Origin of the sequence: Streptomyces winkii (assembly GCF_032248595.1) — a bacterium.
GTDB lineage: Bacteria > Actinomycetota > Actinomycetes > Streptomycetales > Streptomycetaceae > Streptomyces > Streptomyces winkii.
The window spans coordinates 13454-28130 of sequence record NZ_JASTTH010000002.1 but is presented as its reverse complement, the minus strand read 5'-3'; the positions used below and the strand labels follow the sequence as shown (position 1 = coordinate 28130).

The 14677-nt window shown below is 71.3% G+C and carries 11 protein-coding genes and 1 pseudogene; 3 read left to right on the top strand and 9 right to left on the bottom strand.

Going from position 1 to position 14677, the window contains the following annotated elements; translation table 11 throughout:
• Positions 1-33: 33 nt before the first annotated feature.
• On the bottom strand, positions 34-1911 hold the full coding sequence (lepA, locus tag QQM67_RS04505; RefSeq protein ID WP_314172270.1) for a translation elongation factor 4: 1878 nt from the start codon (positions 1909-1911) through the stop codon (positions 34-36).
• Between the two features lie 307 nt (positions 1912-2218).
• On the opposite strand from lepA, the gene rpsT reads away from it, so the two are divergent.
• A complete protein-coding gene (rpsT, locus tag QQM67_RS04500) occupies positions 2219-2485 on the top strand; it encodes a 30S ribosomal protein S20 (RefSeq protein WP_314172269.1) in 267 nt (88 codons plus the stop codon).
• Positions 2486-2869: 384 nt separating this feature from the next.
• Here the strand turns inward: rpsT and QQM67_RS04495 are convergent, their stop codons facing one another.
• Positions 2870-3640 carry a response regulator transcription factor gene (locus tag QQM67_RS04495; RefSeq protein WP_314172971.1) on the bottom strand — a complete coding sequence of 257 codons (771 nt, stop codon included), beginning with the start codon at positions 3638-3640 and terminating at the stop codon, positions 2870-2872.
• Positions 3641-3672: 32 nt separating this feature from the next.
• Positions 3673-5058, bottom strand: a complete 1386-nt coding sequence (locus tag QQM67_RS04490; RefSeq protein ID WP_314172268.1) for a sensor histidine kinase — start codon at positions 5056-5058, stop codon at positions 3673-3675.
• A 370-nt stretch (positions 5059-5428) separates the two neighbouring features.
• On the opposite strand from QQM67_RS04490, the gene QQM67_RS04485 reads away from it, so the two are divergent.
• Positions 5429-7966 carry an ABC transporter permease gene (locus tag QQM67_RS04485; protein WP_314172267.1) on the top strand — a complete coding sequence of 846 codons (2538 nt, stop codon included), beginning with the start codon at positions 5429-5431 and terminating at the stop codon, positions 7964-7966.
• A 143-nt stretch (positions 7967-8109) separates the two neighbouring features.
• Here QQM67_RS04485 and QQM67_RS04480 read toward each other — a convergent pair whose 3' ends face one another.
• The 6 genes and pseudogenes from QQM67_RS04480 to holA all read right to left on the bottom strand — a co-directional run bounded on the left by QQM67_RS04480 (position 8110) and on the right by holA (position 14351).
• The gene (locus QQM67_RS04480) at positions 8110-9420 is read right to left on the bottom strand and encodes an ABC transporter permease (protein ID WP_314172266.1); all 1311 of its coding nucleotides are present in this window, start codon (positions 9418-9420) and stop codon (positions 8110-8112) included.
• Positions 9417-10217 carry an ABC transporter ATP-binding protein gene (locus QQM67_RS04475; RefSeq protein ID WP_314172265.1) on the bottom strand — a complete coding sequence of 267 codons (801 nt, stop codon included), beginning with the start codon at positions 10215-10217 and terminating at the stop codon, positions 9417-9419. Before QQM67_RS04475 ends, QQM67_RS04480 begins: the two co-directional genes overlap by 4 nt.
• Positions 10218-10323: 106 nt before the next feature.
• Positions 10324-10971, bottom strand: coding sequence for a response regulator transcription factor (locus QQM67_RS04470; protein ID WP_314172264.1), 648 nt, complete (start codon positions 10969-10971; stop codon positions 10324-10326).
• A 10-nt stretch (positions 10972-10981) separates the two neighbouring features.
• A complete protein-coding gene (locus QQM67_RS04465) occupies positions 10982-12250 on the bottom strand; it encodes a sensor histidine kinase (RefSeq protein ID WP_314172263.1) in 1269 nt (422 codons plus the stop codon).
• Positions 12208-12459: pseudogene (locus tag QQM67_RS30580) on the bottom strand (hypothetical protein); the annotation flags it as partial. The gene QQM67_RS04465 and the pseudogene QQM67_RS30580, both read right to left, overlap by 43 nt.
• Before the next feature lie 902 nt (positions 12460-13361).
• Positions 13362-14351 carry a DNA polymerase III subunit delta gene (gene holA, locus QQM67_RS04460; RefSeq protein WP_314172262.1) on the bottom strand — a complete coding sequence of 330 codons (990 nt, stop codon included), beginning with the start codon at positions 14349-14351 and terminating at the stop codon, positions 13362-13364.
• A gap of 74 nt (positions 14352-14425) precedes the next feature.
• Here holA and QQM67_RS04455 point away from each other — a divergent pair, with 74 nt between their 5' ends.
• A complete protein-coding gene (locus QQM67_RS04455) occupies positions 14426-14674 on the top strand; it encodes a hypothetical protein (RefSeq protein ID WP_314172261.1) in 249 nt (82 codons plus the stop codon).
• Positions 14675-14677 lie beyond the last annotated feature (3 nt).

Here is a 14677-nt window from a genome sequence, read left to right as displayed (position 1 = left end):
TCCGGGCCGCTCAAGTAGCCCTTTCGTTATTTTTCATTTCTTGGCTTTGGCGCCTTCCGCCCCGGTGCCTCCGCCGTCGGTCGAGAGCGCGGCGATGAATGCCTCCTGCGGCACCTCGACGCGGCCCACGACCTTCATGCGCTTCTTGCCTTCCTTCTGCTTCTCCAGCAGCTTCCGCTTCCGCGAGATGTCGCCGCCGTAGCACTTGGCGAGCACGTCCTTGCGGATGGCCCGGACCGTCTCGCGGGCGATGACGCGCGCTCCGATCGCGGCCTGGATCGGGACCTCGAACTGCTGCCGCGGAATGAGCTCGCGGAGCTTGTTCGCCATGCGCGACCCGTACGAGTACGCCTTGTCCTTGTGGACGATCGCCGAGAACGCGTCGACCTGGTCGCCCTGGAGCAGGATGTCGACCTTGACCAGGTCGGCGGTCTGCTCGCCGGTCGGCTCGTAGTCGAGCGAAGCGTAGCCGCGCGTACGGGACTTCAGCGCGTCGAAGAAGTCGAAGACGATCTCGGCGAGGGGCAGCGTGTAGCGCAGCTCGACGCGGTCCTCGGAGAGATAGTCCATGCCCAGCAGGCTGCCGCGGCGCGACTGGCACAACTCCATGATCGCGCCGACGAATTCGCTGGGCGCGATGAGCGTCGCCCGTACGACTGGCTCGTGCACCTTGTCGATCTTGCCGCTGGGGAACTCGCTGGGGTTGGTGACGACGTGCTCGCCGCCGTCCTCCATCTCCACGCGGTAGACGACGTTCGGTGCCGTGGCGATGAGGTCGAGGCCGAACTCCCGCTCCAGGCGCGCCCGGATCACCTCCAGGTGCAGCAGTCCGAGGAAGCCCACGCGGAAGCCGAAGCCGAGGGCGACGGAGTTCTCCGGCTCGTACGACAGCGCCGCGTCGTTGAGCTGGAGCTTGTCGAGGGCGTCGCGCAGCTCGGGGTAGTCGGAGCCGTCCAGCGGATACAGGCCGGAGAAGACCATCGGCTTCGGGTCCTTGTAACCGGGCAGCGCCTGCTCGGCGCCCTTGGCGAGGCTCGTGACGGTGTCGCCGACCTTGGACTGGCGCACGTCCTTCACACCGGTGATCAGATAGCCGACCTCGCCGACGCCGAGGCCGTCGGCGGCCGTCATCTCCGGTGAGTTGGTGCCGATCTCCAGCAGCTCGTGGGTGGCGCCAGTCGACATCATCCTGATGCGCTCGCGCCTGCCGAGCTGCCCGTCCACGACCTTGATGTACGTGACGACTCCGCGGTACGCGTCGTAGACCGAGTCGAAGATCATCGCGCGGGCGGGGGCGTCCGCGACGCCGACGGGCCGCGGCACCTGCCGCACCACCTCGTCCAGCAGCTCCGCGACGCCCTCGCCGGTCTTGGCGGAGACCTTCAGCACGTCCTCCACCTCGCAGCCGATGAGGTGGGCGAGCTCCGCCGCGAACTTCTCGGGCTGGGCCGCCGGAAGGTCGATCTTGTTCAGCACCGGGATGATCGTGAGGTCGTGCTCCATCGCCAGATAGAGGTTGGCGAGAGTCTGCGCCTCGATCCCCTGCGCGGCGTCGACCAGCAGGATGCACCCCTCGCAGGCGGCCAGCGAGCGGGAGACCTCGTAGGTGAAGTCGACGTGCCCCGGGGTGTCGATCATGTTCAGGATGTACGGACCCTCCTCGGCGCCGGAGGGGCCCCAGGGCATGCGTACGGCCTGGGACTTGATCGTGATGCCGCGCTCACGCTCGATGTCCATGCGGTCGAGGTACTGGGCACGCATCAGCCGGTCCTCGACGATGCCGGTCAGCTGAAGCATCCGGTCGGCGAGCGTCGACTTGCCGTGGTCGATGTGCGCGATGATGCAGAAGTTACGGATCAGCGCCGGGTCGGTGCGGCTCGGCTCCGGCACGTTCGAAGGGGTCGCGGGCACTCAGTGTCCTGTCGGGTCTGTCGGTTCGGCGGGGAGGGCCTCGGTCAAGGCCCGTGGGGGAGCTCTCGTACGAAGTCGCAGCCTCCATGGTCCCATGAGCGCGCGGTACGGACCGGATTGGGAGGCCACGTGGGCTGCTGGTAGCCTGACCGACTGTGCCTCGTGCGCTCAGCGACAGGACCGGCTGATCGGTTTCACCGATCACGTTCGCCGACGACATCCGTCCGGCCCGGAGCCGGCGCTCGCACCGGAAGCTCACGGTGGCACGAAAGGCATCATCACACCGAACCCGTAAAGGCAATTCTTCGTGGCGAACATCAAGTCCCAGATCAAGCGGATCAAGACCAACGAGAAGGCACGCCAGCGCAACAAGGCGGTCAAGTCGGAGATCAAGACGGCGATCCGCCGCACTCACGAGGCCGTCGCCACCGGCGACGAGGCGAAGGCCGTCGAGGCCCAGCGCGCCGCCGGCCGCAAGCTCGACAAGGCCGTCAGCAAGGGCGTGCTGCACAAGAACAACGCGGCGAACAAGAAGTCCGCGCTCGCCAAGCGCGTCGCCGGCCTCAAGGGCTGACCGGCCCCTCTCGCCGGTGCGGGTTCCGCGGGCCCTCTCATTCCGCGCCGTACCGGCCGCTTCACAGCGTGACGCTCGGTTCGTGCTCGTGACGTACGACGTCCACGGGTTCCGGGGTCGTTCCGGGGTCCTCGTCCTCGACGAGTCGGTCCTCGACGAGTCCTCATGATCCTCACGGTGTGAACCACGCGCCGCACGCGGCCTGCGTTCGCCACGCGGGTGCGGCGCGGGAGATCGCTCCGCGATCGCTCACTGAACCGACGAAGGCCCCGCAGCGCTTTCCCCAGCGACTGCGGGGCCTTCGCTGTGTCCAGGGGGTCTTCGCTGTGTCCCGGGTGCCTTCGCTGTGTCCGGTCGGGTCCGGGGCAGGCGGGTGGAGGCACGTCAGCCGGAGCAGAGGTTGTTCTCCCAGGCCCAGGCCGCGATCTCGACCCGGTTGCGGGCGGAGAGCTTGCGCTGCGCGTTGGCCAGATGGGTCTTCACGGTCGCGAGGGTGACGTAGAGCTCGTCCGCGAGCTCCTCGTTCGTACGGCCGCGGGCGACGAGCCGGACGACCTCCAGCTCGCGCGGCGTGAGCAGCTCCGCGGGCGCACGCCGCCCGCCCGGCCCCGGGGACTCCGTCGCCTTGTTCCGCCGCTTCGTCCCGGTGCCCGGACTGTCCGTGCCGGGCGGGGCGTTCGTGCCGGACGGGCCGTCGCCCGTCGTACCGGCCGTCGTACCGGCCGTCATACGGGCGAGGAGCCGGACCGTGACGGACGGCGCGATCATGGCGTCCCCCGACGCCGCGGCCCGCACGGCCTCGGTCAGCAGCGCCGGCGACCCGTCCTTGAGGAGGAAGCCGCAGGCCCCGTTCCGCAGAGCGCGGTAGACGTACTCGTCGAGGTCGAAGGTCGTGGCGATGAGGACGTTCAACGGGTCGGCGACGCCGGGACCGGCCAGCCGGCGCGTGGCCTCCAGCCCGTCCAGGCCGGGCATCCGGATGTCCAGCAGACAGACGTCCGGGCGCAGCCGCTGCGCCTGTTCGACGGCCACGACGCCGTCGGCCGCCTCGGCCACGACCTCCATGTCCGGCTGCGAGCCCAGGATCATGCGGAACGCCGAGCGGACCATCTCCTGGTCGTCGGCGATGAGCAGCCGGATCGTCATTCCGCCCATGGTGTCAGAAGCGCCGCGCACGGCGGCCGGGTTCAGGTCGCGGGGGGCAGCGGGAAGCGGGCCTCGACGCGCCAGCCCCCGCCCTCGCGCGGGCCCGCGGTGAAGCGGCCGCCCGCTCCCTGGACCCGCTCCGCGAGTCCCGTGAGGCCGAACCCGCCGCCGAGACACGGGACTTCGGCACGGTGGCTGTCGTCACCGGAGTCGTCTCCGGAGGTGTCGTGGCCCGAGGTGTCGTGGCCGGGTGCGGAGGTCCTGGTTGCGGCGATGCCGGGTGCGGTGGTGGCGGATATGCCGGGGCCGGTTCCGTCGTCGGTGACGGAGAGATGCAGCGTCTCCGGGGGCCCGGGCCGCGGTGAGGCGGTGACGACGACGGAGGTGGCGCCCGGCGCGTAACGGCGGGCGTTGGTGAGCGCCTCCCGTACGACGCCGTGGGCCACGTCGACGAGCCCGGGCGGCAGCCGCCTGCCCGAGAGCCGCGGGTCCACGTCGACGGTGACCGGCGGCGGCCCGCACACGGAGAAGTCCTCGACCGCGCCCTTGAGTACGTGCGCCAGCTCCTGTCCGGCGGGCGCCCGCGGCGGGGCGCTGCTGCGCAGGACCGAGACCATGCCGCGCATCGAACTCAGCGACTGCGAGGCGGCGTTCTCGATGCCCTCCAGCATCCGGTCGAGCTCCGCGGGGTCCTGCTCGCGCCCCTGCGCGGCGGTGAACCGGGCGGCCCGGGTCTGCGCGACGATCGCGGTCACGTGGTGCGCCACGAAGTCGTGCAGGTCGCGGGCGTATTCGAGCCGCTGGGCCTGGCGGATGCCCTCCCGCTCGCGTGCCCGCAGCCGGTCGCGCAGCCGCAGGCACAGCCCCGCCAGTACGGCGGCCACCACACAGACCGACAGGGCGGTCTCCAGCAGGTTCAGATGCTCGTGGTCGGCGTCGGACAGCCGCAGCGGTACCAGCGCCACGGCCACGGAGGCCCCGGCCACAAAGGCCGTGGCCTTCAGCAGCCTCAAGTGCCGGACGGTGCGGGCGGCAAGAGCCAGCAGAGCGCACAACTCGACCATGCCCGGGGTGTGTTCGGGTCGGTGGTCGAGGTTGGCGGAGACGACGGAGAGCACGGCGGACGCGGTCATGGCGAGCGCGGCTGCGCGCGGCAGCAGCTCCACGGGCACCACGAGTGCGGCCAGGCAGAGCGCACCGCTGACGACGGTGCCCACGGCCGTCGGTACGAATCGCGTGTCCCAGCTCTCGGCGACCACGAGCGCGAGCAGCACAGCGGCCGTGAGCACGAGGAGCGCCTGCCCGACGGACGGGCGGGCGAGCGGCAAGCGGGAGAGCGACAGACGAGTCAGGGACAGAGGGGTCAGGGACGGGCGCAAGAAGGAGAGGGGCAAGAGGGACGGGCGGGAGCGGCGGGCACTGGGCATGCCCGGCACGCTACGGCGCCGCGTCCCGCGGCACCTCGGCAATTCGGTTGATCCGGGGGCGATGTGGGGGCGTCCGGATCGGCTTTCCGGTTGATGCAGGGCGCGGGCGCGGGCCCGCAGGATCGGCCCGGAGCGCTGCGGTTCCGGGTTTCCCCGGTGCTGCTCCGGTGCTCGCGGCCCCCGCCGGTCACTGCTCGCGTTCCGGCTCGGGTCCGGGCTCGGATTCGGGCTCGGGTCCGAGCCCGGGTTCCAACTCCGGTTCGGGGCCCGGGTCTTGGCCCTGGCCGCCCGCGGGCCGTGCCCGTACCGCGTACCGGCTGCTGCTCGCGCTCCGTCTGCTGCTGTCCGCACCCCCACAGAAGGCTCTTCGATGCTTCGCACCGCCATACGCAACCTCCGCGCCCACCGGCTGCGATTCGCGCTGTCCGCCGTCGCCGTACTCCTCGGCGTCGCCTTCGTGACTGGCTCGCTGATGTACACGGAGTCCGTCCGCGCGGGGCAGACCCTGGCGCAGCGCGAGTCCCAGCCCGACGTATCGGTGGCGGTGCGTGCGCGGCAGCAGGCAGGGTCCGGCGGCGCCGGTGCCGGTCCCGTACGGCTGGACGACCGCCTCGTCCGCCGCCTCCGCGCGCTGCCCGGAGCCTCCGCCGCCCGGGGAACGGCCGAGGGCCGCGCGTTCCTCGTGGGCCGCGACGGCAGGCTCGTCGGTGATCTGTACCGGGCCGCGGGCGTCAACTGGGTTGCCGGCGAGGACGGAAGGGACCCCCGCTACCGGCTCCGCACCGGCCGCGGTCCGCGTACGTCCACCGAGGTGGCCGTCGACGAGAAGGCGGCGGCAGACGCCGGATACCGGGCCGGTGACCGAGTACGCGTCGTCGTGCGGGGAACCGCGCGCGACGCGCGCCTCGTCGGTACGTTCAACGCCCACGACAGCAGGCTCGCCCTCGGTGGCACCCTCACGGCCTTCCGTACGGCCACGGCCGCACGCGACTTCGCGGCGCCCGGCGCCTATTCGCAGATCACGCTGACCGCCGCGCCCGGCACATCACCGTCCCGGCTCGCCCGGCAGGCGGAAGGGGTGCTGCCGCGAGGGGCGGAGGCCGTCACCAGGGCCCGGCTGGACGCGGAGACCGTCCCTGAGGACCCCAAACTCGCGTACATCCTGCTGAGTTTCGCCGCCGTCGCGCTGGGCGCCTCCGTCTTCCTCGTGGCGAACACCTTCGCCATGCTCAGCGCGGCCCGCGCACGCGAGCACGCACTCCTGCGTGCGGTCGGCGCGACCCGGCGTCAGGTGCTGCGCCTCATGATGACCGAGGCGGCCCTGGTGGGGACGGTGGCCTCGGCAGCCGGCCATGTGCTCGGCATCGGCGTCGCGGCGGCGCTGAACGCCCTGTTCGCCTCGGCGGACGCCCCGGCAGCTCCGCTGCACGTGTTCGGTGCCGTACCGCTGCTGGCGGCCTTCGGTGTCGGCGCCGGAGTCACCACGGTCTCGGCCTGGATACCGGCACGCCGGGCCGCCGCCGTACCGCCGGTGGCCGCACTGGGGACGGGTACGCCGCCCACGGCCGCTTCCCTGCGCCTCCGCAACATCGCGGGCTTCGCGGCCACGGGGCTCGGCGCGCTGCTGCTGAGCGTCGCGGCCACCGGTGACGAGGATCTGCTGTACGTCGCGGTTCCGGTCCTGCTGACGGGGCTGATCGTCCTCACCCCGCTGATCTCTTCGGGCTTCACGCGGCTGCTCCGCCGGCCGCTGGCGCGGCTCGCCGGCGTGCGCGGCCGGCTCGCCGTGGAGAACGCCCGCCGCAATCCACGGCGTACGGCCGCCACCGCCACCGCGCTCATGATCGGGCTGTCGCTCGTCACGGCGGTCACGGTCGGTGCGTTCTCGTTGCGGGGAAAGATCGAGCAGGAGGCGCGGGACGGGATGCCCTCCGAACTGCGCGTCACCGCCGTCGACTTCGCGGACGTCGGCCACGACACTTCACGGCGCATCGCGGAGCTGCCGGACGCGGAGGCAGTCACCTCCCTCGTACCGGTCGCGCTGGGCCTCGCCGACGGAGACGTGCTGGACGCCACCGCCGTCGACCCCCGCGCGGCCGCCCGGCTGGACCGACTGCACGTACGGGACGGTTCGTTGAAGCGCCTCGACCGCGGAATCGCCGTCACCGCCCGCGAGGCCGCCGAACACGACTGGCATGTGGGATCACGCGTGCGCGCCCGGCTCGACGGCGGCCGGCAGCGGATCACGCTTCCCGTCGTCGCCGTCTACGAGGGACCGGAGGCCCTCTCCCCCGTCCTGATCTCCGACGACACGCTGACAGCCCTTCGCCCGGCACGGCAGGCCACGCACGAGAACAGCCCGCCCATCGACTCGGTCATCGCCTCGGTCGTCGTCCAGGCCGCACCGGGCCGTACGGCCGCGCTGCGCGAGGAGATCCGCCGGACGCTGAACAATCCGGCGCTGCTCGTGCAGGACCGCAAGGCGGCGGAGGCCGAAGCCGTGCGTCCCGTAAGGCCGTTCCTCGACATCATGTACGCGCTGCTGAGCGTGACCGTACTGATCGGCGTGCTGGGCGTCGTCAACACCATGGGCATGGCGGTGTCCGAACGCGTGCGGGAGACCGGCCTGTTGCGCGCCGTCGGCCTGGACCGCAAGGGCGTCAGATCCGTCGTCCGGCTGGAGTCGGCGGTGATCGCGCTGCTGGGTTCGGCACTCGGACTGGCGTCGGGCTGCGTGATCGGGGCCGCCGCGGTCGCGGCCCAGGGCAGCGAACCGCTGCTGCCCTGGGGAAGGCTGACCGTCTTCTTCGCGGCGAGCACCGCGACGGGCCTGCTCGCGGCGGTCCTTCCGGCCCGCAGGGCCGCCGCCGTCCCGACGATCGAGGCGCTCGGATCGGACTCGGAATGAGGGTCCCGGCCTCTGGGGCAGCCGGGTTCGGGCCCGTTGCGGGCTGGGGAGTCGCGCCGGGGGCACGGGCCACGTCCTGCTGGGATCGCGTTGACGGAGGTCTGACACGGCTGTCGGGCGGGGCCCAGGCACCGCTGAGTAGCTCAGGCCATCTTGATCGTTTCGGTGGGGCGCCTGCGAAGGGCCATGTTTACGGGCAGCCCGATCGACACCAGCGTGAGCGCCAGTGTCGCGCCGACGATGCCGGCGACCGCGGTGATGGGCAGGTACGGCACGCTGGTATGCAGGGTGTTGCTCAGGATCGGGATGGTCGTCAGCGCGGCGACGACACCGCCGAGGATCAGTGAGGTCAGCCCGAGCAGGACGGCCTCCCAGGCGGCCATCCGCCGGATGTCGCCGGGGGTGGCGGAGACGACCCGGAGCAGCGCGAGTTCGCGGCGGCGCTCGTGGCTGATCACCGCCAGAAGGTTGGCGGCCGCGATCGCGGCGAAGCCCGCGTAGAGACCCGTTCCGGCGTAGTCCAGCCACGCCCAGGACGGATCCTGGGCGACACCCCTGACGTGTTCGGTGGTCGTATGTACTGCGATCTTCATCGTGGCGAATGCGACACCCAGCACCACCGGGATCACGGCGGCGGAATATCTGCGGGTCTGGGAGCGGACATTGAGCATCGCGGCCTGGGCGGCCGGTCCGAACGGCCGCAGCAGCACCGAGGCAAGCACCGCGGCGGGCCCGATGATGCGTGGACCGAGCAGACCGATACCCGCGCAGAAGAGAATCAGCACGAGCATGGCGCTTTGTGTGGCCTGATCGGGCGTCTGCTCTGCGGTCGCCCTCAAGGCCGCAATTCCACCAGCCACGGCGAGCACCCCGAATGCGGTACGCACCAGCCCGAGTTCGCGGCGCGGACTGGCGGACTCTGCCACCGCCCTGGCCGGGCGCAGCGCCGCCATCCGGACCGAGGCGATGATCCCCGCCACCGCCGAGGTCAGCACCGCGACCCCGAGCGCGGCCGGTAGGGCGGCCCAGGTGAAGCTGAAGGTCGAGCTGGGCGGGACCACACCGTTGTCGATCATTCCGCGAAAGCCCCACCATCCGAGGGCTCCGCCGAGACCGAAGCCGAGCACGGCGGCGGGTAGAGCGGCGGTCACCGCCTGGAGGGCGACCGCCCGGCGGATCTGCCAGGGCCGCGCCCCCACCGCCCGCAGCATCGCGAACTCACGCTGCTGCTGGACCACTGCTGTGCTCATGGTGGAGGCCACCACGAAGATCGCCAGGTAGATCGAGATGATCAGCATGACAACGGCTATTGCCACGAGGTCATCGTTGGTCGCACTGCTCAGCAGCATGGTGGAGGCGCTCACCACAGTGGAGGCGAACAGCAACGCGACGAAGGTTCCCGCGAAGGCAGCGGGCCGTGACCTCAACGAGGCGCGAGCGATACCCGCGGTCATGCCCAGCTCCCCTGGTGCGTCTTCGACGGCGGAACCGGCACGGGCACCGTGCGTCTGCTCGCCTCGAATATCCGCTCGCGGATCCGCTGTGGGTCGGTGTCGGAGGTGTCGTGGGCGATCTCGCCGCTCGCGAGGATGACGACCCGGTCCGCCCATGCTGCGGCACCGGGCTCGTGCGTGACCATGACGACGGTCACGGAACGCTCGTCGACCAGAGAGCGCAGCAACGCCAGCACGTCGGCTGCGGCAGCGGGATCCAGCGCTCCGGTCGGTTCGTCGGCGAAGACCACCTCCGGGTTGTTGACCAGCGACCGGGCGATCGCCACCCGCTGCTGCTCGCCTCCGGACAGCTGACCGGCCCGGGCTTTGATGTGCCGCTCCATACCGACGAGAGTCAGCACTTCCACAGCCCGTTCCCGGTCGAGCTCAGCCCCGGCGAGCCGCAGCGGCATCAGGACGTTCTGCTCGACGGTCAGAGCGGTCAGGATGTTGTACGCCTGGAACACGAAGCCGATGCGTTCCCGCCGTATCGTGGTGAGCCGCCTCTCCATCATGCGGCTCAGCTCGAGGTCACCCAGTCTCACCGAGCCCGAGGACGGCCGGTCGAGCCCGGCGGCGCACTGCAGGAGCGAGCTCTTGCCCGATCCGGAGGGCCCCATCACCGCGGTGAAGGACCCTTTCGCGATCGCCGCGTTCACACCTCGAAGGGCATGCGTGGCGTTCTTGCCCCGTCCGAACCTCTTGTGCACTCCCGTCAGGGTGACTGCCGACGTGACTGCCGGCTCAATTCCGTCCATGTGCACCAGCGTCGTGGTCGGAGCCCACCCGCCACCACGGGGGAGGCCACCCTTCCGGCTTCCGGATAACCGGAAGGCAGTCGGCGGACACCACGGCCCTGCGCGTTCAGACGCCGAGGTAGCGCAGGACGGCGAGGACGCGGCGGTGGTCGTCCGCGGAGGGCGGGAGGCCGAGCTTGGTGAAGATGCTGGAGACGTGCTTTTCGATCGAACTCTCGCCGAGGAAAAGGGACTTGGCGATCACCGAGTTGGTGCGGCCCTCGGCCATGAGTTCCAGGACCTTGCGCTCGCGCTCCGTGAGACTGTCCAGCGTGTCCAGCCCTCGGCGTTCGGCGGCCAGGAGTTGGGTGACGACCTCCGGATCGAGAACGGTCTCGCCGGAGGCGATCCGGGTGAGAGCGTCGATGAACTCGCCGAAGTCGGCGATCCGGTCCTTGAGCAGATAGCCGACTCCGCCCGCGCCTTCGGCGAGCATCCGCGAGGCGTACCTCGTCTCGATGTACTGCGAGAAGACCAGGACCCCGAGCCCCGGATGGTCCCGGCGCAGTGCGATGGCGGCCTTGAGGCCCTCGTCGGTGAAGGTGGGCGGCATGCGGATGTCGGCCACGGCGATGTCGGGCCGATGCTCGTCCACGGCCGCGCGCAACGCGTCACCGTCACCCACCGTCGCGACAACGTCGTGGCCGTACGCGTCGAGCAGCTGGGCGAGACCGTCACGCAGGATGACGGCGTCTTCGGCGATGACGATACGCATGATTCGCGGCTCACACGTGTAGAGGGAGTTCGGCGGTCACAACCGTAGGTCCTCCGTGAGGGCTGTCGATCACCAGCCGCCCGTCGACGGTGCCCAGGCGTTCTGCCAGGCCGGCCAGGCCGCCGCCCGCCCCGATGCGGGCGCCCCCGGCGCCGTCGTCGCGGACCACGATCCGGAGCAGCCCGCGATCCTCGGTCACCGTCACGTCGGCCTGCCGTGCCTGGCTGTGTTTCGCCACGTTGGCCAGCAGCTCGGCCGTACAGAAGTAGGCAATGGTCTCGATCGCGGGCGAGCACCGCTCCGGGAGCGCCACCCGCAGGCGTACGGGCACGGAGCCGGACGCGGCGAGCGTGGCCAGCGCCGCGTCGAGGCCTTTGTCCAGGATCGGGGGGTGGATGCCGCGCACGAGGCTGCGAAGCTCGACGAGCGCGTCCTTGGCGTTCTGATGGGCCCCGCTGATGAACCCACTCAGCGCCGGATCGGCCGTGGGCAGTACGGCGAGTCTGTCCTTGGCCGCGCCCAGGTGCATGGCCAGCGTGACGAGACGGACCTGGGCGCCGTCGTGCAGGTCCTGCTCGATCCTGCGGAGCCGTTGGGCCGAATCCTCCACGGCGTGCGCCCGGGTCTCCTCCAGATGCTGGATGCGCCGCGCGGAGGCGGTCGGGCCGAGGAGATACCGCAGCAGGGCCGTGTCCACGAGGAGCACGCCACGGAGCACCCACGGCGCTGCCAGCAGGAGCACCGCCCCCATCGCGGAGGCGAGGAACGCGCGAGGCCAAGTGTCGAAGTAGAGCTCTCCGTTCAGCGTCGGAATGGACAAGCCGACGTCGGTGGTCGACGGCCATACGGCCCGCCACCACAGCGGATAGCACAGATGGGCGATGCCGCTTCCCCACGTCAGCAGCACAACCGCGGCCTCGGCCACGCCGAGAGGGCCTTTCAGGAACAGGTACGCCAGCGTCCGCCAGCCGACGGCGTCACTCAGCCCCGACCGGATCCACCCGAGGACTCCTGGCGCCCGCCGTACGCGCTCGGGGGTCGTTACCGCGACGCCGAGCAGGCGGACCAGTCCCCGGTGAAGGCTTCCCAGCCCCCGGGCCCCTCTCAATACGGTGACGAGCCACGGCAGTCCGATGGTGATGAGGCTCAGGGGGACGCCTGCAAGGGTTGTGACGCAGGCGTACGCGAAGCCCAGCACGGCGATCGGAAGCGCCAACAGCACATAGCCGAGCTCCATCAGAGCCCGCTTGTTGAGCGGTGACCAGCGGGCGATGTGCACGGCTGTCGGCCTCCTTCTTCCGCCGACACCGACCAAGTGTGCGGCACGCTCGCGCAGACAGAGCCAGTCCGAACCCCGAACCGTCCCCGTGAACGGCGGTCAGTTTCCGTCGGCCTTCTTGTGGGGGGGGAGGGCTTGTCCTTGGTGCAGGTGACGTCCTTGGCGGGCAGGTCGCCGTCGAGGAGGTAGCGGTCGACGGTGGTGTCGACGCAGGGGACCCGTCGCCCCGGCCAAAACCCGCTTTCGCGCTCGCATCAATGCTCCCCATACGGTCACGCCGACCAGGCGGTTTCCCGGTTGGCACCCCGGAACCGTACGGATCACATCGGCGTCGCCACGACGGGGCTGTCCACCCGACTGAATACGGCTAACCGGAATCGCCGGGTGGGGCCAGCCCCCGCATTCCCGGGTCAGGACGGCGGTGGTCGGAGACGCTACGGGTTGGCCGGATCCTCGGTGATCACCACCTGCTGAGGTGCAGCGGTGACGGCCCGGTCGCTGGGAGGTCTCGATACCTTTCCGGGCGATGCGGTGGGGTGATGCGGTGGGCGATGCCGCGGCCGCGTAACCAACGCCGCGGGAGCCGTAGCCGTACCCCTTGTCGCCGCGCGGCTTGAGAAGGCACCACGCGCTGGAACGGTTCCCATAACCCATCCGGCACCATGCGCTCCACGAGCCCCACGGAGGCAGACCGTCGGCAACCGCCGGCCAAATGAGAGGGGCTCTAAGGGAGTTGAGCGGGGAATCGCGCTCCGGCCGGCGAGGCCCTGCGGATCCGGCGGGGCCGGTCGAGTACGCGGCGAGCAGCTCCGCCGCGGCCACGTAGGCCCGCGCGTCGCGCAGGGGTTGCGAGGCTCGCGGTTCATGATGTGCGCTGCGGGCTCGCGAGGCAGAAGGCTCAGGCCGGGCCTGCGGGGTTCGCGGTTCCTGGCTGGTGCCCGGTGCCCGCGGGCCAGTGGGCCCGCGTCGCCGCGCCGAGGCCCGCGAGGCTCGCGACGCTCGCGGCCCCCGGGCTGCGGGGTTGGACGCGGCCCGGCGCGGACCCGCGGCGGCTCGCCGCTCGTACCCCGCGCCGCAGGCCCGAAGGCACCCCGCGGAGATACGAAGCGCCTCAGCGGGAGCGGGCCGCCCTGGCGACCGCGATCACCGCCTGCTCCAGCGCGTACTCCGGGTCGTCGCCGGCGCCCTTCACCGCGTCGTCGGCCGCCGCCACCGCACGCAGTGCCGTCGAGACGCCGTCCGCCGACCAGCCACGCATCTGCTGCCGGATCCTGTCGATCTTCCATGGCGGCATGCCGAGTTCGCGGGCGAGGTCTCCGGGACGCATGCCGCGGGGCGCGGAGGCGAGCTTGCCGATGCCCCGTACGCCCTGCGCCAGCGCGCTGGTGATCAGCACGGGAGCGACGCCCGTCGCCATGGCCCAGCGCAGCGTCTCCAACGCCTCGGCCGCGCGGCCCTCCACCGCGCGGTCGGCGACGGTGAAGCCCGAGGCCTCGGCCCGGCCCGTGTAGTAGCGCGCCACCACGGCCTCGTCGATCGTGCCCTCGATATCCGCGACGAGCTGGTTGCAGGCGGAGGACAGCTCGCGCAGATCGCTGCCGACCGCGTCGACGAGGGCCTGTGCCGCCTCGGGCGTGGCCGACCGGCCGAGCCCGCGGAACTCGCCCCGTACGAACGCGAGCCGGTCGGCGGGCTTGGTCAGCTTCGCGCAGGCCACCTCGCGCGCGCCTGCCTTGCGCGCGGCGTCCAGCAGGCCCTTGCCCTTGGCGCCGCCCGCGTGCAGCAGGACGAGCGTGATCTCTTCGGCGGGAGCCCCGAGATAGGCCTTCACGTCCTTGACCGACTCTGCCGAAAGATCATGGGAGTTGTGCACGGCGACGACCTTGCGCTCGGCGAAGAGCGAGGGGCTGGTCAGCTCCGCCAGCGTCCCCGGCTGGAGATCCGCGGCGGCGAGCTCGCGCACGTCGGTGTCCGCGTCGGACTCGCGCGCGGCGGCGACGACCTCCCGCACCGCCCGCTCCAGCAGCAGCTCCTCCTGCCCCACCGCGAGGGTGACGGGAGCCAGCGGGTCGTCCGTCGTCTTCTTCCGTGTACCAGCCATCGCCGACCAGCATCCCACGCGCCACCGACACCCCTGCCTGCCCCGTCTCTCCTGCCGGTGCGCAGAATGCCGGTGTGACGGACGTACGACACATCCTGGTGCTGCCCGACCGCGACGCCGCCGAAGAGGTCGCCGAGGAGCTGACGCGGCGCTTCGCTGGCCCGCACGAGGAGCCGCAGCTGGTACGGGAAACGCTCGCCGGTGAGGACGACGCCGAGGACGCCCAGTGGCTGGTCGTCGTCGAGGACCCGGACGCGCGCTACGAGCGGCGTCAGCTGGACACGCTGGCCGGGGAGCACGACGGCTGGCTCGAGTGGGACTGAGGG